The sequence below is a fragment of the Stenotrophomonas sp. Ste86 genome, assembly GCF_024519465.1.
GTDB lineage: Bacteria > Pseudomonadota > Gammaproteobacteria > Xanthomonadales > Xanthomonadaceae > Stenotrophomonas.
In genome coordinates this window covers 1-18234 of sequence record NZ_JALJRW010000036.1, presented here as the reverse complement: position 1 = coordinate 18234, position 18234 = coordinate 1, and the positions used below count along the sequence as shown (strand labels likewise).

General features: G+C 62.0%; 17 protein-coding genes and 4 pseudogenes. 9 read left to right on the top strand and 12 right to left on the bottom strand.

Translation table 11 applies throughout. The annotated features are described in order from the left end of the window. From NR101_RS18830 to NR101_RS18805, 6 genes and pseudogenes are all read left to right on the top strand, one after another. On the top strand, positions 1–452 hold a 452-nt coding region (locus NR101_RS18830; protein WP_256777487.1), incomplete at its 5' end, for an RHS repeat-associated core domain-containing protein. Between the two features lie 656 nt (positions 453–1108). Beyond that, positions 1109–2349 (top strand): annotated as a pseudogene (locus NR101_RS18825) (RHS repeat-associated core domain-containing protein); the annotation flags it as partial. Positions 2350–2840: 491 nt separating this feature from the next. After that, positions 2841–3661 (top strand): annotated as a pseudogene (locus NR101_RS18820) (RHS repeat-associated core domain-containing protein); the annotation flags it as partial. Between the two features lie 457 nt (positions 3662–4118). Beyond that, positions 4119–4484: a hypothetical protein gene (locus NR101_RS18815; RefSeq protein ID WP_256777486.1), complete on the top strand. Its 366-nt coding sequence runs from the start codon at positions 4119–4121 to the stop codon at positions 4482–4484. 320 nt (positions 4485–4804) lie between these two features. Then, positions 4805–5194, top strand: a pseudogene (locus tag NR101_RS18810) (RHS repeat domain-containing protein); the annotation flags it as partial. Positions 5195–5259: 65 nt separating this feature from the next. Continuing rightward, positions 5260–6374: pseudogene (locus tag NR101_RS18805) on the top strand (IS3 family transposase). A 23-nt stretch (positions 6375–6397) separates the two neighbouring features. Here the strand turns inward: NR101_RS18805 and NR101_RS18800 are convergent. The 4 genes from NR101_RS18800 to NR101_RS18785 all read right to left on the bottom strand — a co-directional run bounded on the left by NR101_RS18800 (position 6398) and on the right by NR101_RS18785 (position 8190). Further along, positions 6398–6787: a VOC family protein gene (locus tag NR101_RS18800; protein WP_256777485.1), complete on the bottom strand. Its 390-nt coding sequence runs from the start codon at positions 6785–6787 to the stop codon at positions 6398–6400. A gap of 291 nt (positions 6788–7078) precedes the next feature. After that, positions 7079–7258, bottom strand: a complete 180-nt coding sequence (locus NR101_RS19025) for a hypothetical protein (protein ID WP_306175626.1) — start codon at positions 7256–7258, stop codon at positions 7079–7081. Positions 7259–7324: 66 nt separating this feature from the next. After that, complete coding sequence (locus NR101_RS18790; RefSeq protein WP_256777484.1) at positions 7325–7663, bottom strand: DUF2513 domain-containing protein; 339 nt, start codon at positions 7661–7663, stop codon at positions 7325–7327. Positions 7664–7752: 89 nt separating this feature from the next. After that, positions 7753–8190 carry an isoprenylcysteine carboxylmethyltransferase family protein gene (locus NR101_RS18785; protein WP_256777483.1) on the bottom strand — a complete coding sequence of 146 codons (438 nt, stop codon included), beginning with the start codon at positions 8188–8190 and terminating at the stop codon, positions 7753–7755. A gap of 727 nt (positions 8191–8917) precedes the next feature. Here NR101_RS18785 and NR101_RS18780 point away from each other — a divergent pair. Beyond that, on the top strand, positions 8918–9343 hold the full coding sequence (locus NR101_RS18780; protein WP_256777481.1) for a hypothetical protein: 426 nt from the start codon (positions 8918–8920) through the stop codon (positions 9341–9343). Between the two features lie 243 nt (positions 9344–9586). Here NR101_RS18780 and NR101_RS18775 read toward each other — a convergent pair whose 3' ends face one another. The 5 genes from NR101_RS18775 to NR101_RS18755 all read right to left on the bottom strand — a co-directional run bounded on the left by NR101_RS18775 (position 9587) and on the right by NR101_RS18755 (position 14877). After that, the gene (locus tag NR101_RS18775) at positions 9587–10843 is read right to left on the bottom strand and encodes a cysteine desulfurase (protein WP_256777480.1); all 1257 of its coding nucleotides are present in this window, start codon (positions 10841–10843) and stop codon (positions 9587–9589) included. After that, positions 10840–12102, bottom strand: coding sequence for a Fe-S cluster assembly protein SufD (sufD, locus tag NR101_RS18770; protein WP_256777479.1), 1263 nt, complete (start codon positions 12100–12102; stop codon positions 10840–10842). Before sufD ends, NR101_RS18775 begins: the two co-directional genes overlap by 4 nt. Then, entirely contained in the window at positions 12102–12866 is a 765-nt protein-coding gene (gene sufC / locus NR101_RS18765) for a Fe-S cluster assembly ATPase SufC (RefSeq protein ID WP_256777478.1), read from the bottom strand. Before sufC ends, sufD begins: the two co-directional genes overlap by 1 nt. Before the next feature lie 66 nt (positions 12867–12932). Beyond that, positions 12933–14408, bottom strand: coding sequence for a Fe-S cluster assembly protein SufB (gene sufB, locus NR101_RS18760; RefSeq protein ID WP_256777477.1), 1476 nt, complete (start codon positions 14406–14408; stop codon positions 12933–12935). Positions 14409–14424: 16 nt separating this feature from the next. Continuing rightward, entirely contained in the window at positions 14425–14877 is a 453-nt protein-coding gene (locus NR101_RS18755; RefSeq protein WP_256777476.1) for an SUF system Fe-S cluster assembly regulator, read from the bottom strand. A 175-nt stretch (positions 14878–15052) separates the two neighbouring features. On the opposite strand from NR101_RS18755, the gene NR101_RS18750 reads away from it, so the two are divergent. Next, positions 15053–15520 carry an SET domain-containing protein-lysine N-methyltransferase gene (locus NR101_RS18750; RefSeq protein ID WP_256777475.1) on the top strand — a complete coding sequence of 156 codons (468 nt, stop codon included), beginning with the start codon at positions 15053–15055 and terminating at the stop codon, positions 15518–15520. 138 nt (positions 15521–15658) lie between these two features. Continuing rightward, entirely contained in the window at positions 15659–16201 is a 543-nt protein-coding gene (locus NR101_RS18745) for a type 1 glutamine amidotransferase domain-containing protein (protein WP_256777474.1), read from the top strand. A 69-nt stretch (positions 16202–16270) separates the two neighbouring features. On the opposite strand, the gene NR101_RS18740 is transcribed toward NR101_RS18745, so the two are convergent. The 3 genes from NR101_RS18740 to NR101_RS18730 form a co-directional block, all read right to left on the bottom strand. Next, the gene (locus tag NR101_RS18740) at positions 16271–16867 is read right to left on the bottom strand and encodes a DUF1439 domain-containing protein (RefSeq protein ID WP_256777473.1); all 597 of its coding nucleotides are present in this window, start codon (positions 16865–16867) and stop codon (positions 16271–16273) included. Between the two features lie 99 nt (positions 16868–16966). Then, a complete protein-coding gene (locus tag NR101_RS18735; RefSeq protein WP_256777472.1) occupies positions 16967–17503 on the bottom strand; it encodes a hypothetical protein in 537 nt (178 codons plus the stop codon). A gap of 49 nt (positions 17504–17552) precedes the next feature. After that, positions 17553–17861 carry a DUF3861 family protein gene (locus NR101_RS18730; protein WP_256777471.1) on the bottom strand — a complete coding sequence of 103 codons (309 nt, stop codon included), beginning with the start codon at positions 17859–17861 and terminating at the stop codon, positions 17553–17555. Positions 17862–18234: the final 373 nt, after the last annotated feature.

Sequence of the window (18234 nt, the reverse complement as noted above, 5' to 3'; positions counted from 1 at the left end):
ACGTGCAGCCGGACCACCTGGGCACCCCGCGGGTGGTGATCGATCCCGTCCGTGACGTGGCTATCTGGGAGTGGAGCAGCAAGAGCGAAGTGTTTGGTAACCAGGTGCCGAACGCGGATGCGGATGGGGACGGGGTTGGCTTCGAGTTGGCGCTGCGCTTCCCGGGCCGGCAGGCGACGGACGCTAGTGGGACGTTCTATCACTACCAGCGGGATTACGACCCGGCGGTAGGGCGATACGCGCAGAGTGATCCGATTGGGCTTGGTGGGGGCATCAATTCATACCTCTACGTATCGGCCGCTCCCACTCTGCGAGTCGATCCTGAGGGTCTTGTGGATGTATGGGTGTGGATGCCTCTGCCTTATGAAGGGGGGCTTCCAAGCTATGGGAAGCTGCACTCCTCCTTTGGTCATGTGTCATCTACGGCCTTAGGTGCTGACTACTCATTTTGACCAGGTGGGAACTCAGTTGGAACGGACTACGTTACTTTTTAGTTGGAACTGAGAACCGGAATAAAACACACTCTCAATATGAGCCCAAAAAAAGAGGCTGCAGTAGGTGCCTGCCTGGCGAAGGCGCAAGGAAAGTACAGTGCCCTCATGAACAACTGTGCTACACCCATCCAAGACTGCCTGCGCGAAAATGGGTTCAAGATGCCGCCAAATAATTTTGTGCTTCCTGAAACATTTAATCACTTTATGTGGTGCATGTTCGATAGTTCAATTGTTGTCCCTGCCAAGAGGTAGTTATGTATCGCACAATAATTTTAATTTATATCATGGCGCTCATTCTCTTGATCGGTTGCGCGCGCCACTCAGAAGAGCTTGTGCCGAATGGAGTGGTGAATGTATACGATAGTCCTGCGGGTGGAAGGCTGTTGGGAACTGCCGATGGTACGATGGATATAGTTGGATATGATTATCCTGATAAAACGAGATATGTTGTAAAGGTGTGCTTTAAAGGTGTCGTGGGTTATGTGCGGGATGGCTCGAAATCCATTCGTAGGGCGGGGGTGAAGCGGATGCCTCACTGTGTTGGGGAGGATTCGTAAATCGCTCACGGTCGACTGTCGCGGGGTTGGGCTGGGAACGGCTACGACTACGTCACGCTGGGTCGACTGACCCAGACCAAGGACGGCGCCACCGACGTGGCGATCGAGACGTATGCCTACGACGCCACCGGCAATCGCACCGCGCTGACTACGGCGGCAGGCACCGCCAGCTACACCTATCCGATGGACAGCCACCGCCTGCTCGCCGTCGATGGCGAGGCGCGCGATCACGACGCGGCAGGCAACACCATCAGCATTGGCGGCAAGGCGCTCAGCTACAGCGATGCCAACCGCATGAGCGCGGTGAAGCAGTCAGGGGCTGTCGTCGAGAGCTACACCTACAACCATCGGGGTGAGCGTGTGTTGCGCGCGCCTGTCTCGGCTGACGCACAGGTCACGGTGTATGACGAAGCGGGGCAATGGATCGGCAACTACGGTGCGACGGGTCAGCCGCTGCAGCAGGCTATCTGGTTGGACAACTATCCGGTAGCGTTGATCAATGCGCCGAGCGCCGGCGTGCCGGAAGTGGCCTACGTGCAGCCGGACCACCTGGCACCCCGCGGGTGGTGATCGATCCCGTCCGTGATGTGGCGATCTGGGAGTGGAGCAGCAAGAACGAGGTGTTTGGTAATCAGGTGCCCAACGTCGATGCGGACGGGGACGGGGACGGAGTTGCCTTCGAGTTGGCGCTGCGCTTCCGGGGCCAGCAGGCGACGGACGCCAGTGGGATGTTTTACAACTACCAACGGGATTATGATCCGGCGATGGGGCGATACGCGCAGAGTGATCCGATTGGGCTGGCGGGCGGTTACTCAACGTACAAGTATGTTGAAGCGCGACCAACAGGTCTGCTTGATCCACTTGGATTGCGCGCGAAATGCGAGTGTCTTGGCAATGGAAAGGCTAAAATTAACATTAATTCTAATTTTGTTGGTGAGGGCGCTACCCCTGAGGTGGTCAGCGCGATGAGGTCCTCGATCGAAACCAATTGGTCGGCTCCGGGATTCAGCGTCACAACTAGTCTAGGAGGGTGGCGCGCTTCAAAAATTACGGTTCCAACTGGCAAGGGTCGCTCTTTCGTCAAAGGAAATAGCGGGACTTGGTACGCAGATGAAGATCCTTGGGTGGCGGAGCATGAGGGCGGGCACCTAATGAGGCTGGAAGACCGTTATGACGAGATCGTACGGGGAGTGACAACTACTCATGTAGGCTGGGAGGGAACAATCATGGCGGAGCATAAGGGAGTAATTACGCCTGCGGACAGGCAGGCGATCCTGGATGCGTTCGGATGCAGGTGATAAAAGGAAATGGGATGGCCATTAATCGATCAAGCTTGTGTGTGATGGCATTGTTGGTTCTATCTGCTTGCGCAACCGGGAGGATAGGTGAATCCGTCAAGATTAACGTTTCCCGGTTGGTCGACAGTACTACGAAATCTTCGCGCTCCCAGATGAACGCGATGGAAGAGCTCGAGTCTCTGGGGGAGCCGGCAATTCCATACATCGTTTCTCATCTTAGTGATATGCGACCTGTCGCCTCAAGGAGCATCACATTCACCAACAAGTCGCAGCAGTCCTTTGAGGCGTTTCGCCATTACAAGCCAGAAACGGTTCACGATGCTCTTTCGGCGCTTTTAAATCAGATGACTGGACAGAGATTTGAGTCTGTGTCCAATGGTGCGACTTCTGTTCAGCGGCAGGAGAATGTGCGTGAATGGGTGCGTTGGTGTAAGCAGGCCTATCCTGATCAAGCGACGCGATGCGAGGGGCGTGACTCCGGATAGGGTGGCAAGAATGGCACAGGCACCAGTGTATCGGTCACGTACGCCTACGACATGCTGGGTCGACTGGCCCAGACCAAGGATGACGCCACCGACGTGGCGATCGAGACTTATGCCTATGACGCCACCGGGAATCGCACCGCGCTGACCACGGCGGCAGGTACCGCCAGCTACACCCAACCGGCTGACAGCCACCGCCTGCTCGCCATTGATGGCGAGGCGCGCAATCACGACGCGACAGGCAATCCGATGAGCGTTGGCGGCAAGGCATTCAGCTACAGCGATGCCAACCGCATGAGCGCGGTGAAGCAGGAAGGGGCTATTGTTGAGCGCTACATCCACAACCTTCGTGGTGAGCGTGTTCTGCGCGGACCTGCTTCGGGTGATGAGCTGTTCACGGTGTATGACGAGGCCGGGCAGTGGATCGGCAACTATGGTGCGACAGGGCAGCCGCTGCAGCAGGCCATCTGGTTGGACAACTATCCGGTAGCGTTGATCAATGCGCCGAGCGCTGGCGTGCCGGAAGTGGCCTACGTGCAGTCGGACCACCTGGGTACCCCGCGGTAGTGATCGATCCCGTCCGTGATGTGGCGATCTGGGAGTGGAGCAGCAAGAGCGAGGTGTTTGGTAATCAGGTGCCCAACGTCGATGCGGACGGGCACGGTGTTGGCTTCGAGTTGGCGCTGCGCTTCCCGGGCCAGCAGGCGACGGACGCCAGTGGAATGTTCTATAACTACCAGCGGGAATACGATCCGGTGGTCGGGCGGTATTCCCAGAGCGATCCGATTGGGTTGGACGGAGGGGTTTCAACTTTCGCCTACGTTGCAGGACAGCCTTTGATGAGCAGTCCATGCGGTCCATCCCGCAGCCGCGATATGCCCCGCCCGGCGGGTATCAACAGTACGACCCTGACTATCCAGATTTTTACACCAGCAGCAACGGCGGACCTTGCATTTATCCTGACAGATAGCCGAGCAAGCTCTGGCCGGACTGCTGTCGCATGCTAGCAGGATGTTGCCCTTGCTAAAGCCATTCTGGATGCAAAGTGAAAAGGTAGTCGACCCGACCGAATGCCCTCCCCAACGGGGACTTCCGAACAAAGGAGAGCCCAACACTTAGATCATCCGTACGGCAAGAGTTAGAGATATTATGAAAAAGATGGAGCTCCAAAATTTGATATTGATCGCGGTCATGATCACGGGCAGGGCAACCCACATGTCCATGAGTGGGTGAATAATAAGCGGCAGCCGGGAGTTCCGGTAGGTGATTGGCCAAAGAGGTAATTTAGTGAAGATGGATATCCACGATTTCGAAGTGACCGGAATACAGATCTCTGGCGGAGATTCATTTTTTCTAAGCTTATTTGATCCGCAGTGCTCTATTTCTTATGTGCTGAAGTTCGTAAATGTGCAAAAGTTGTATGTCGAAGGATTAAGTTTGCAGAACATAGTTCTCGACTTTAATGTATACACAAGGCCTTCCGGAGATTTCGGTTTCAATCGAATATGTGGGATGCTGGATCTCGATATGGCAGCTGCCGAGCTCATACTCGAAAAGGGAAGTTTGTTGCTTATCGAGGCGTCCTCAGGTGCTGAGATTGCTTGCATTCTTAGTGATTGCGGGATGCCTGGTATTTTGCGAACAAGTGATTAAGTTGCCACTTGTGGCGCGTGAGTGATCAGTATTGGCGGCAGCTAGATCGATCGCAGCGGCGCCACCGGATGAGCGGCGTTAAGCAATCTGGGGATTTCTTTGAGGGCTACATCACGACAAGACCCGTTATTGCGTTGGCGGCTTTGGCGGCAGGATCGAGTCGCGCATCCTCTGGCGACTTTTCGCAGCTGAAAAGTTCTAATAAACTCGATTCGATTGGCCTAAGTGGGATGTTCTACAACTACCAACGAGATTACGATCCGGCGGTGGGGCGGTACTCCCAGAGCGATCCGATTGAGCTGGCTGGGGGCGTCAGCGTCTACTCATAGGACGCTACCGGTAACCGCAAGACGCGCACGGACGCACGTGGCGTGACTGCCACCTATCACTACGATGCGCTCAATCGTCTCACTTGCATTGCCTATCCGGACCCCAACCTGGACGTTGGCTACAGCTACGACCTCGCGCCGAGTGTCTGTGCTGCCGACGAGCGCTTCACCAAGGGGCACATCGGCACGGTCGTGCACGCAGGAGGCAGCACCGCCTACTGCCACGACCGCTTTGGCCAAGTCACGCGCAAGGTGCAGACCGTCAACGGTGTGACCAACTCCCTGCGCTACGCCTATACCAAGGCGGGCCGGCTCGCGGCGCTGACGTACCCTGACGGTAGCGTCGCCGAGTACGTCCGCGATACGCAGGGGCGCGTAAGCTCCCACCGCAGCCAGACACCCGATAAGTAGAACTTTCTGGCATGTTTAACCAGCCAGGAGGTTGCATGCGCACATCAAGGTTCACCGAGACGCAGATCATGACGATCCTCAAGCAGGGCGACGCCGGGCGTGCGGTGAAGGATCTATGTCGCCAGGCCGGCATCAGCACGGCGACGTATTACCAGTGGAAGAGCAAGTACGGCGGGCTTGAGGCATTCGAGCTTCGGCGGGTCAAAAACCTTGAGGCTGAGAACTCAAAGCTCAAATGCATGTACGCGGAGATGGCGCTGGACAACGCAGCACTGAAGGATCTGATCGCAAAAAAGCTGTAGGGCCGGGTCAGAAGCGTTAGGCCTTGCTTTTCCTCACCGAGGTGCACGCACGGCCCCTGAGCCGGTCCTGCGGTTACCTGGGTTTGTGTCGTGCGGCCTGGTATGCGCCACCACTGGATGGGACGGTGCGTGATGCGGAGTTGATCTCAGCCGTGGCCAAACTGGTCGAGGAGCGGCCCAGTCGAGGTTTCTGGAAGTGCAGCGATCAGCTCCGCAAGAAGAGACCGGACTGGAATCCGAAGTGGATCTATCGCGTGTACAAGGCGATGAAGGTCAACCTGAGAAGGGCGGCCAAGCGCCGCCTGCCAAAGCGCGAGCGGGTGCCGCTGTATGTTCCCAGGCGCCCGGATACCGTCTGGTCCATGGATTTCATGAGTGATGCGCTGGCCTGCGGCAAACGATTCCGAACGTTCAATGTGGTCGATGACTTCAACCGCGAGGTGCTGCACATTGAGGTGGATACCTCGCTCAACTCCGGGCGTCTGGTGCGCGTGTTCGAGCAGCTCAAACGTGAACCCGGATTGCCGCAGGTTCTACAATCGGACAACGGCCCTGAGTTCCCGGGCGAAGCATTCACCCAGTGGGCCAAACTCAGCGGCGTGGCGCTCCGATACATCCAACCTGGCAAGCCCAACCAGAATGCCTTCATCGACCGTTTCAACCGCACCTTCCGAGAGGAGGTCCTGGACCAGCACCTCTTCGCACGCCTTGAGGACGTGCGCTAGGCAGCGCATTGGTGGATGATCGATTACAACGAGATCCGTCCACATGACTCACTCAGCGGCATTAGCCCCGTCGAGTACCGTACCGCTCACGCCAGAAGCTCCACTTTCGAGATGTCTGCTTGACGGGGGAGCTTGCGAATGAATTGTTAGGGCGCACTCTCGCGCACTTGGAAGATATTGCCCTCTGGGTCTACCGCATTGCGCACGACGAATTCTGGACCGGACCACTGCTCTGGTAGAACCTCGCCCCCAAGAGCAAATGCTGCCTGACTTGCTTGCTGAAGGCTTGGGACTGTAAAGAAGAACTTGTAGGCCGCATTGTCCCGCTTGGCTGGTGGGATAGAAATGTCCACTTGAGCGGCAACATGAGCAGGCATGGCATTGACTGTTATTAGAAGGTCCGGCGAGCGCAGCACTACTAAACCGGGTGCCGCGTGCGCGCGGGACATGCCGAGAAGCGTTTGATGGAAACTGGCAAGGCGCTCAAGATCTTTTGCATAAATGAAGAGGCCAGCGCGGGCAGGACCGGACTTCAAAGCGCCTTGTGTAAGTTGCGACGCACCTGCGGTGTGCCCTAACGCCTGAATTAAGCCGCGCCGCGAAGCGGCGTCGGATTGAATGAACTGTTAGGGCGCACCGAGACTATGCCCGATACGCCACAACACACCACTTGGATCAGTGAGAGTGAAGTCTCTCATGCCCCAGGGGCGATCTTGCAGGTCGCTAATGGCAACTCCAAACTTCTCGGCGATACCTAGCGACTCTAAGAGCTTGTGCCAGTCGTCTGCGCTCTTCACCAGCAAATGCATCTGGAAGTTGCGCGCATGTTACTTGACGAAGAAGCTCTGAAGCAGAAAACTCGCGTCTCCATGACGGATATAGGCCAACTCGTCAGATGACCATTCGACCGTAAAGCCATGAGCTTGGTAGAACCGCAATGAGAGCGCGTAGTCTTGCGCTGGCACAAATGCCTTGATCTCAACTGCTTGCAGATCGCCTGAAGTCATCTGTGCGCCCTAACGTCTGAATTGAGCCGCGCCGTGCCGCGAAGCGGCGTCGGCTTGAATGAATTGTTAGGTCGCAAAGCCGAATAGCGCTTTTGCGCCCGCGATTAACGTCTCAAGTGTGATCGCCTTCCCTGAGTCAATCAAATACTTCTTGAGCTTGTTCCAGTTGGAGTCGTCACGAATGGCTGCGAGGAAGTCGTGACCTGCCCACTCAACCCCCTGAACTACGACGCTGCTTGGGACATCTGACGCGTTCTCCATGTAGCTCATGTACTTCCCTTTGATCAGGCCAGCATCAATCGCAAGCATCTGATGGTAGCGAATTGCTTCCGGCGAGAACCCGTCGATCTTTGGGTAAGGCGGGCCTGCTTCCGCCGTAAGCAGAACTTGCCGAATCAGATCCATATCACGCCGCATAATTCTCCCCCTCGCTTCCTAACGCCCGAGTTAAGCCGAGCCGCGAGGCGGCGTCGGCTTGAATGAATTGTTAGAGCTCACCCCCAACGGCGCACCGCCCTTTTATACGCAGCGTACTCCGCCGGGAAGCGTGCCGACAAATGACGCTCCTCCGGCAAGATCTGAAATATCGTCACGTCGCCCACAGAGAAGGCAACTGCCACGACGCCGAGAGGTAGCCCTTGACAGACCCCCCAGTCCAATGGAGCCATGGCATAACCCACATACATCGGATTACGGGAGTAACGATACAGCCCCGGTGTGACCAATACAGAGGATCGCTCCGGATGCAGAGAATTGACCGTCGTACCGACATGCCGGAATAGAGTCTTGGGCCATGCATCGAGCGAAAGCCCGAGTACGACAAGTGGCACGCCGATCGCGATGCGTACAAGCGAGTAGGTCGATCCGGGGAGTGCCCAAACAACTGCAGCCAGCGCCAGCAGCAGGATTGGTGGTGGAACCCTCGTCTCCAAAGTCGAGAATATGTCGCCTATGAGCCCTAACGCCTGAGTTAAGCCGCCCCGCAGCGGGGCGGCGACTGCGTGCTAGCTTAGGATAAAGCACGCTGGCGTTGCTGCGCAGCTACCTGCTGCAGCAGTGGTATGCGTTGAGCGACCGGGGGATGGAAGAGGCGCTGTTCGGCTGATCATCTACGCCCAACGCGATCTCACTCTGGTGTCATTGCTACTTGTACTGCTGTTGGCGCGGCGGCACTGAGTCATAGCAATCACCTTGGTCGTGTTCTTTTCTCAGGTCTACTCCGTTGCCATAGCGTTGCACTGTCGCAATGCGTTTGTCCGCTCGTGAACCAGGGGCGGCGATCTCGGTGATTCAAGCGCTGGGCGACCGCGTCGTTCAAGGATGTCGGCAGCCGCGTCATAAGTTGATAGCGACACTGGCGAAGTGAATGCGCTGCCGGAATCCAGGCGGAGTGGTTTCCAGAACGACACCCTGAGCAAACGCATCCATTGAAATGATGTTGGATGTAAACGTTTGCATGCGACAGCGTGAATCGCCACGCGCAGAATCATCGAAACACTGCGTTGGTTACCTATCGGAATGCAGCCTAGGATGACCTGCGTCTCCTGCGATTGCGTCGCAATGTTCGCAACAGTGCGATGCATGACAGGGTCCGCGCCGTTGCCGTGGTGACAGCCGAGCAGCGCGTCTTCCTCCCCCCAATCTTCGCTGGTGCTTTCCATGAAACAGTTTCTGATGCTGTGCGTACTGCCGTGCGCGGTGTTTTTTCTGCTGGCCGCATGTCGAGGGTCGTCGACGTCCAGCGGGACCTATCTTTCTCCGGAACAGACCGCGCAGGTTCTGGCCAAAGCCCAGGGTGGCGACCTCCACGCCATCAAGCGGCTGATCTCGCACTACGAAGCCAGCGGCGACGTGGACGGGCTGGCAGGCCCGTGGCGGGTGCGGGCGCGGAAACTGGGGGATCCGTCGGAGTTGTACCACCACGCCGCGTGGTGCTTCGCCGCGTCACGGGAAGAGCAGGACCCGAAGGTGCGTGCGCAGTTGCTGGAGGACGCGTTGGCGTCGGCGAAGCGGGCGAGCGTGGTCGATTCCTCGGCGCAGTTGTTGGCCGACCAGATCGAGATGGAAGCCACGCGGGCCGAATAGGGCTGCGCGTCAGCGCATGATGAATTCGACCGGGAACGCAGTTCCACGGGCGCCGAACGGTCGTCGGGCACCGTGGGAAGCGGGGCGGCGCTGCGGAATGCCGCGTCCGCTGGCGGGACATGTTCCGCGCGACTACGCCGGGACGGCCTCGCGCAGTCAGCCGTGATCCAACGGCCTGGCCACCCGGAAAACAAAAACGCCGTGGCAAGCCACGGCGTTTCGCTGCCAAGGGGGTGTTGCACCTCACCCCAGCAGCTTGCGCACCTTGTTCAGGGCCACGATGAAGCGCTCGATCTCCTCATGCGTGTTGTAGAACGCCAGCGAGGCACGGCAGGTGGCGGCCACGCCGTAGTACTGCAGCAGCGGATGGGCGCAGTGCTGCCCCGAGCGGATGGCCACGCCTTCCAGGTCGAGCAGGGTGGCCAGGTCGTGCGCGTGCGCGCCTTCGATCAGGAAGGAAACCACGGCCGCCTTGTCCGGCGTGGTGCCGAAGATGCGCAGGCCGTCGATCTTGTTGAGCTCTTCGGTGAAGTGCGCCAGCAGCTCGGCTTCGCGGGTTTCCACGTGCGCCAGGCCGAGGGATTCGAGGTAGTCCACCGCTACGCCCAGGCCGATGAAGCCGGCAATGTTCGGGGTACCGGCTTCGAACTTGTGCGGGGCATCGTTGAACACGGTGCCCTCGAAGCTCACTTCCTTGATCATCTCGCCGCCACCGATGAACGGCGGCATCGCGTCGAGGTGTTCGCGGCGGGCCCACAGCGCGCCGGTGCCGGTCGGGCCGCACATCTTGTGCCCGGTGATGGCGTAGAAGTCGCAGCCGATGGCGGCCACGTCGACCTTGCGGTGCGGCACGGCCTGGGAGCCGTCGACCACGGTGATGATGCCGCGCTTGCGTGCTTCACGGCAGATCTCGCGCACCGGGTTGACCGTGCCGAGCACGTTGGAGACGTGGGCCACGGCCAGCAGCTTGACCTCGGCGGTCATGGCACGGCGCAGGGCGTCCAGGTCGAGCGCACCGTCGGGGGTGATCTCGGCCACGCGCAGGGTGGCGCCGGTGCGCTCGGCGACCAGCTGCCACGGCACGATGTTGGCGTGGTGCTCCATCCGCGAGACCAGGATGACATCGCCGGCCTTCAGCCGCGGCAGCGCCCACGAGTAGGCGACCAGGTTGATCGCGAAGGTCGTGCCGCTGCACAGCACCAGCTCGCTGGGGCGCACGTTGAGGAAGCGCGCCAGCTTGTTGCGTGCGCCCTCGTAGGCGTCGGTCGCCTCGGTGCCCAGGGCATGCACGGCGCGGCTGACGTTGGCGTTGTAGCGGCGGTAGAACTCGTCCATCGCGCCGATCACCTGCACCGGCTTCTGGCCGGTGTTGGCGTTGTCGAAATAGACCAGCGGCTTGCCGTGCACTTCGCGCATCAACAGCGGGAAATCCAGGCGCACGCGATCCCAGTCCGGGGCCGCCACGGTATCGGCAGCCGGGCGCGGGGTGGACAGGTTCATGCCACGCCTGCCCGTGCCAGGGCCAGGTCGAGCTGGCGGCGCAGCTGTTCGGTCAGGCGTGCGTCGAGCGCGTTCAGCGGTTCATGGCAGAACGCGGCGCTGAGCAGCTGCTGGGCCTGGTCGGCGGGCAGGCCGCGCGAGCGCAGGTAGAACAGCGCATTGGTGTCCAGCTGGCCAACGGTGGCGCCGTGCGCGGCCTTCACTTCGTCGGCGTCGATCACCAGCGTGGGCTGGGTATCGATCTCGGCGTCGGCCGACAGCAGCAGGTTCTTGTTGGACAGGTTGGCATCGGTGCCATCGGCGCCGGCGCGGATGTGGATGCCGCCGTGGAAGACCACCCGGCTGCGGTTGGCGGCGACGCCACGCCACACCATTTCCGAGGCGGTATCGCGCGCGATGTGCTCGATGCCCAGGCGGGTGTCGACGTGGCGACGGCCATTGCCGAGCAGCACGCCGTTGGCAGTCAACTGGGCGTTGTCGCCTTCCAGGCGCACGTTGAACTCGTGGCGGCTGAGCGCGGCGCCCAGTTCCAGGTCGATGCGACGGTACTGCGCGTTGCGGGCCAGCACGGCATCGGTACGCAGCAGGCTGGTGGCGCGGGTGGCGTCGGCCTGCACGCGGGCATGCGAGAGCACGGCGTCCTGGGCCAGGTGCACGTGCACCAGGGTGTTGCCCAGGTGCGCGGCATCGCCGACGTGCAGGTGATGTTCGACCACGCCGAGCGCGGCGCCGCTGCGCAGCTCGATCAGGTGGCGGTGGTGCCAGGCCAGGTCGGCGCTGCCGGCCACGCTGACAAACACCAGCTGCAGCGGCAGGTCGATCTTCGCAGCTTCGTCCACGCGCACCAGCACGCCTTCGTCGGCAAGGGCGGCGTTGAGGCGGGCGAACACTTCTTCGCTGCGCTCGAAACGACGGCCGAGGAAGCGCAGGGCTTCATCGCCGGCGGCCAGTGCCGAGGACAGCGTCTGCAACTGCACGCCGGCGGGCAGCGCGCCCAGGTCGCTCAGTGCATCGGACGGGCGGCCGTTGACGAACACCAGGCGCGGCGACGGGATGTCGGCCAGCAGCGCAGCATCGACCTCGGCGGCCGCAAGCGGCGCGGGGCTGAAGCTGCGACGCTCCAGCTGGCGCAGCGAGGTGTACTTCCAGGCTTCGGTACGCGGGCCGGGCAGGCCGGCCTGCAGGGCGGCATCCAGTTCGGCACGACGCGCGTCGCTGCCGCAGAAGCCGCTGGCGAGGGAATCCAGCAGGACGCTCATCAGACCGCTGCCTCGGGAACGACGCGATCTTTCAGGAAGTGGTAGCCGTGGGCTTCCAGTTCCAGCGCCAGCTCCGGGCCACCGGTCTGCACGATTTTGCCGTCGGCCAGCACGTGCACCACGTCCGGCTTGATGTAGTCCAGCAGGCGCTGGTAATGGGTGATCACGATGAACGAGCGGTCCGGCGAGCGCAGCGCGTTGACGCCGTCGGCCACGCTCTTGAGCGCATCGATGTCCAGGCCGGAGTCGGTTTCATCCAGGATCGCCAGCTTGGGCTCGAGCACGGCCAGCTGGAAGATCTCGTTGCGCTTCTTCTCGCCACCGGAGAAGCCTTCGTTGACGCCACGGTGCAGCAGCTCGTCCTTCAGGTGCAGCACGGCCAGCTTCTGCCGCACCAGCTTGAGGAACTGCATTGAATCCAGTTCTTCCTCGCCACGCGCCTTGCGCTGGGCATTGAGCGCGGCGCGCAGGAAGTAGGTGTTGTTCACGCCGGGGATTTCCACCGGGTACTGGAAGGCCAGGAACAGGCCGGCGGCGGCGCGTTCTTCCGGCGCCAGGTCCAGCAGGTCGCGGCCTTCGAACTGCACGCTGTCGGCGCTGACGTCATAGCCTTCGCGACCGGCGAGCACGTTGCCCAGGGTGGACTTGCCGGCGCCGTTGGGGCCCATGATGGCGTGCACCTGGCCCGGCTTCACGTCGAGCGAGAGGCCCTTGAGGATGTCCTTGTCGCCGATGCGGGCGTGGAGGTTGTCGATCTTCAGCATGATACGAATCCGGGGTAGAGCCACGCCATGCGTGGCTGAAAAATTCAAACGAAGGCGGCTGTGGGGTTAACCCACGGACCCTTCCAGCGAGACTTCCAGCAGCTTCTTGGCTTCCACCGCGAACTCCATCGGCAGCTCGCGGAAGACCTGCTTGCAGAAGCCGTCGACGATCATCGACACGGCGTTTTCCTGGTCGATGCCGCGTGCGCGGCAATAGAACAGCTGGTCGTCGGAGATCTTGGAGGTGGTCGCCTCGTGCTCCACCGTCGCACTCGGGTTCTTGACCTCGATGTACGGGAAGGTATGCGCGCCGGACTTCTTGCCGATCAGCAGCGAATCGCACTGGGTGTAATTGCGCGCGCCGTCGGCGTTGCGGTCGACCTTGACCAGGCCACGGTAGGTGTTCTGGCCGCGGCCGGCGCTGATGCCCTTGCTGACGATCTTGCTCTTGGTGCGCTTGCCGATGTGGATCATCTTGGTGCCGGTGTCGGCCTGCTGGCGATGATGGGTCAGCGCCACCGAATGGAACTCGCCCACCGAGTCGTCGCCCAGCAGCACGCAGGACGGGTACTTCCAGGTGATCGCCGAACCGGTTTCCACCTGGGTCCAGGTGACCTTGCTGCGCGCGCCACGGCATTCGGCACGCTTGGTGACGAAGTTGTAGATACCGCCCACGCCGTTCTCGTCGCCCGGGTACCAGTTCTGCACCGTGGAGTACTTGATCTCGGCATCTTCCAGCGCCACCAGCTCGACCACCGCGGCGTGCAGCTGGTTCTCATCGCGCATCGGCGCGGTGCAGCCTTCCAGGTAGGACACGTACGCCTTGTCCTCGCAGATGATCAGGGTGCGCTCGAACTGGCCGGTGTGGCCGGCGTTGATGCGGAAGTAGGTGCTCAGTTCCATCGGGCAACGCACGCCCCTGGGGATGAACACGAAGCTGCCGTCGGAGAACACCGCCGAATTCAACGCGGCGAAGTAGTTGTCGCCGACCGGCACCACCGTACCCAGGTACTGCTTGACCAGTTCCGGGTGTTCCTTGATGGCTTCGGACATCGAGCAGAAGATCACGCCCTTCTCGGCCAGTTCCTTGCGGAAGGTGGTGCCGACCGAGACCGAGTCGAACACCGCATCCACGGCCACGCCGGCCAGCTTGGCGCGCTCGTGCAGCGGCACGCCCAGCTTGTCGTAGGTGTCCAGCAGCTCCTTGGGCACGTCATCGAGCGAGGCGTACTTGGGGCCCTTGGGCGCGGAGTAGTAGCTGAGCGCCTGCAGGTCGATCGCGGCGATCTCCAGCTTGGCCCAGTCCGGCATCGGCATCGTCAGGAAGTGACGGTAGGCCTCCAGGCGCCACTGCGTCATCCATTCGGGCTCTTCCTTCTTGGCCGACAGGGCACGGATGGTGTCCTCGTCCAGGCCAGGCGGCAGCGAGTCCGATTCGATGTCCGTGATGAAGCCGGCGGCGTACTTGCGGCCGAGCTGCTCATGGATCTCGCGGTTGGGGGTATCGCCGGCGGCGACGGTGTCGAGGGTATCGGTGGCCATGGGGGCTGCCTGTGGATCAGGAGACGACATCCGCCGCGATCACGCGGCGGGGAGCGTCAACAAGGGGAAGAGGGGGCAGGATCTGCGCCAGGCTGACCGCACGCAGTGCTTCGGACACCACGTCGTTGATCAGCCGCCAGCTGCTGCGCGCGCCGCACTGCATCTCACGTCCGCACTGGCTGTGTTCGTGGGCGCACTCGGTCAGGCCCAGCGGGCCCTCCATGGCTTCCACGATCTCGAACAGGGTGATCTGGTCGGCCGCGCGGGTGAGGCGGTAGCCGCCGCGCACGCCACGCAGGCCTTCGACCAGCCCGGCCTGGGCCAGCGGCTTGAGCAGCTTGCTGACGGTGGGCGGTTCGAGGCTGGCGAACTCGGCCAACTCGGTGGCACTGAGCACCTCGCCCGGGCGGGCGGCGAGCACGGTCAGCACGACAGTGGCGTAATCGGTGAGCTTGGTGACGCGGAGCATGGGGAGGGCACAACCTTAAAGCGGACTGAAATTGTACGCTTTTCTCCGCGGGCATCCAACCCACCCCGTTCAGGGGCGTGGCGGCGGGGCCTCGCGGGGGCGGGCGCGCGCGTCGCTTTGGCAATCACAAAGATTAAGCGAGAATCGGTGCCTACCTCTCGCAACGGCCAGCCAGATGCCCAAGAAGATCCAAGCCCGCAAGTCCTCCATCCATGGCAATGGCGTGTTCGCGCTGGCGCCGATCAAGAAGGGCGAGCGGGTCATCCAGTACAAGGGGCTGCTGCGCAGCCACGCCGACGTGGATGCCGATGATACCGGGGACGTGGAAAGCGGGCACACCTTCCTGTTCACCCTGAACGACGATTACGTCATCGATGCCAACTACAAGGGCAACGATGCGCGCTGGTTGAACCACAGTTGCGAGCCGAACTGCGAAGCGGTGATCGAAGAGGCCGAGGGCGACAACCGCCGCGAGGACAAGGTGTTCATCGAGGCGATCAAGGACATCAAGCCGGGCGACGAGCTGACCTACAACTACGGCATCACCCTGGCCGAGCGCCACACCGCGCGCCTGAAGAAGATCTGGGAATGCCGCTGTGGTTCGAAGAAGTGCACCGGGACGATGCTGCAGCCCAAGCGCTGATCGCACCCCTGGCGTACCGGCCCTTGGTCGGTACCCGCTGCGCAGCGCGGTGGATACCGACATGGCGTGCACATGCCGGTCACTGTTGCCCAATGCGCAACTGCGCAGACTGGAGGCTCCTTTTCAACGGAGCTTTCCATGGCACACGCACTCAACGGCAAGCAGGTGGCGGTTCTGGCCACCGATGGTTTTGAACAGTCCGAGCTGCAGGAACCCAAGCGCCTGCTGGAATCCTGGGGCGCCACGGTAACGGTGATCGCGCCGGGCGACGCCAAGCAGATCCGCGGCTGGAAGGACAAGGACTGGGGCGAGAGTGTCGCCGTCGATCAGGCGTTGGCCGGTGCCAAACCCGAGGCGTATGACGCGCTGGTTCTGCCGGGTGGGGTGATCAACCCGGACAAGCTGCGCATCGATACGCAGGCGGTAGCCTTCATCAAGAACTTTGGCGCCACCGGCAAGCCGGTCGCGGCGATCTGCCACGGGCCGTGGTTGCTGGTGGAATCGGGGTTGGCCAAGGGCCGCGCGGTGACCTCGTGGCCATCGTTGAAGACCGACCTGGGCAACGCCGGCGCGCAATGGCGCGATGCCGAGGTGGTGGTGGACGGCAACCTGATCACCAGCCGCAAGCCCGATGACATTCCGGCGTTTGCCGATGCGGTCGCCAAGGCGTTGGCGGGTTGATCCGTGCGGGTACCGATTAACCGTCGGTACCCGCCGTACGTTCGGAGCTTGCCGAGCAACGAGCGGTATTTACCGGCCCAGCATCCCCGCCGGCACCAGCTTGCCCAAATCCTGGTTGAAGGTGACGACCAGCTTGCCGTTCTCGACCTGGGCCGACTGCACCTGCAGCGCGCCGAGCACGCCCGCCACGGCCGGGTCGATCTTGTAGATCGGCTCGCGGCGTGCGTAGTCGGTCAGCCAGGCGTTGAGCAGGCTGCGCGTGCGCGAATCCAGCCGGCCCCCGTTGTTGGCCGGAGTGAAGTCATCCACGGTCGGCTGGTCCAGATGGAAGCCCTGGGTCTGCGCGTCGTAGCGCAGGCCGCTGCTCAGCTTGACCTTGCCCAGTGCCGCCGGCGCACTGCCGGCGGTGGCCATGGCGATGTCGAAGCCCAGATCCAGACGGTTGCCCTGCGGCAGCGCCAGCTTCGGGTGGCTCATGGTCATCGCGATGAGGCCGCCGAGGGCGTCCTGGGTGCGCGGGAAGCTGCTGTCCAGGTACTGCTGGACGTCGGGAGCGCCGACAGACAACTGGCGGCCGGACACGCTCGGTGCGGCCTGTGCGCCCACAGCGGCGGCAATCAGTACGGTGCAGGCGGCAAGACGGGACAACAGCGGTCGTACGTTCATGGTGTCAGGCCGGGCAGGGAAGAGAGAGGCCAACGATAGCGCTTTCGGCTGAATCCAGCTTTGACGGCGCAAGGCGGCATGCACGGCGTTGCCGCAGGCTCAGTCGAGCACCGGTTGCAGTGACGCGCCGTGGATTTCCCAGCCGCTGTCATCGGCGCGCGGCTGCAGCCGATACCAGCCTTTGTAGCGCACGATCCGATCGGCGGTGGTGACCCGGAGGGTGACCGGCACCTCGCGCAGCCGCGAGGGCTGCGCTGAATCGCGGGCGATGGGAACATCGCTTTCCAGGCGGATGCCGCGTACGCCGGGCAGCTGCATGAGATCGTGCAGGGCGGCGTCGTCCCTGCCTGCCGCGCCGCCGCTCCACAAGGCCTCGGCGGCGGCATGATCGCGGCGCATCACCGCGTTGAAGTAATTGCGCACGACGGTGTTTTCGTCGGCTGCGTCGGGCGGCACGGCACTCAGTATTGCCGGCGCCATCGCGACCACCGCGCCCGCCTGCGCATCATCGGCCGCGGCAGGCGCGGCTGCGCGCGTGGTCGCATCTGCCTGGGTGCTGCCGGCGTCACCGGCATGGCGCTGGCACGAACATCCACCCAGCAGCAGGAGCGGCAACAGGATCACGGCACGACGCATGGCGGACTCTCCCCGGAGAAGGGGAGAGTGTAGCGGGCGGTCGGTCGCGTCAGGGGGCTTGCTGGATGTCCTGGAGCGCGCCGAGCACTTCACCCAGCTGCGGCTGCAGGCGGGTCAGTGGATGCGACGGTTCCTGCGCGTGGCGTTGGGCCAGGTCGTGCAGGAGCTGGGTGGCCACGATCGCCGCCGCACGCTCATCACCACTGAGGCCGCTCTGCCGGCGCGCGACTTCCAGCAGGCGCATCCAGTCCTGCTGGGCGCGGTGTTCCAGTTCGATCGTGCAGCGTCCGCTGCACTGCAACCCGTCCTTCTCGATCGGGGTAACGGTAATGCGGTAACGCTGGGAGGGGCTGGTCATGGCGGCTGGCGTTGGGGGGACAGGCCCACCATAGGCGGGCACATCGCCGGCGACGACCGGTGCGGTCGCACGCAGTGTTCCACCTTGTGCGTTCCAGGTGCAGGCCAATGCGTGGAAAGGGCTGTGGCAGCGGGCTTTGCGCGCCGGATTGTGCGATCGGACGCGTCCGGCAACGCTGTGTCTCGCTACCTGCGCGGCAGCGCAAAAAAAGGTTCTTCGCCTGCATATGGAGCAAGCACGAAGCGCGCCTTGAATCATTTTCCGCGTGGCGTTCGGTGGTTGGGGCGCTGGGCCCCCATACCCTTTCCGGCGAATGTCCCCCGGCCGCGGGGCGGCCTCCTCCTTTATTTCGCCTCCAAGGGCATGGGGGCCC

What these genes read in the sequence shown, in the direction of transcription:
- NR101_RS19025 (WP_306175626.1), bottom strand. Translation starts at nt 7,258, where the DNA reads ATGACTTCAGGCGATCTGCAAGCAGTTGAGATCAAGGCATTTGTGCCA.
- NR101_RS18790 (WP_256777484.1), bottom strand. Translation starts at nt 7,663, where the DNA reads ATGGATCTGATTCGGCAAGTTCTGCTTACGGCGGAAGCAGGCCCGCCT.
- NR101_RS18780 (WP_256777481.1), top strand. Translation starts at nt 8,918, where the DNA reads ATGAAACAGTTTCTGATGCTGTGCGTACTGCCGTGCGCGGTGTTTTTT.
- NR101_RS18775 (WP_256777480.1), bottom strand. Translation starts at nt 10,843, where the DNA reads ATGAACCTGTCCACCCCGCGCCCGGCTGCCGATACCGTGGCGGCCCCG.
- sufD (WP_256777479.1), bottom strand. Translation starts at nt 12,102, where the DNA reads ATGAGCGTCCTGCTGGATTCCCTCGCCAGCGGCTTCTGCGGCAGCGAC.
- sufC (WP_256777478.1), bottom strand. Translation starts at nt 12,866, where the DNA reads ATGCTGAAGATCGACAACCTCCACGCCCGCATCGGCGACAAGGACATC.
- sufB (WP_256777477.1), bottom strand. Translation starts at nt 14,408, where the DNA reads ATGGCCACCGATACCCTCGACACCGTCGCCGCCGGCGATACCCCCAAC.
- NR101_RS18755 (WP_256777476.1), bottom strand. Translation starts at nt 14,877, where the DNA reads ATGCTCCGCGTCACCAAGCTCACCGATTACGCCACTGTCGTGCTGACC.
- NR101_RS18750 (WP_256777475.1), top strand. Translation starts at nt 15,053, where the DNA reads ATGCCCAAGAAGATCCAAGCCCGCAAGTCCTCCATCCATGGCAATGGC.
- NR101_RS18745 (WP_256777474.1), top strand. Translation starts at nt 15,659, where the DNA reads ATGGCACACGCACTCAACGGCAAGCAGGTGGCGGTTCTGGCCACCGAT.
- NR101_RS18740 (WP_256777473.1), bottom strand. Translation starts at nt 16,867, where the DNA reads ATGAACGTACGACCGCTGTTGTCCCGTCTTGCCGCCTGCACCGTACTG.
- NR101_RS18735 (WP_256777472.1), bottom strand. Translation starts at nt 17,503, where the DNA reads ATGCGTCGTGCCGTGATCCTGTTGCCGCTCCTGCTGCTGGGTGGATGT.
- NR101_RS18730 (WP_256777471.1), bottom strand. Translation starts at nt 17,861, where the DNA reads ATGACCAGCCCCTCCCAGCGTTACCGCATTACCGTTACCCCGATCGAG.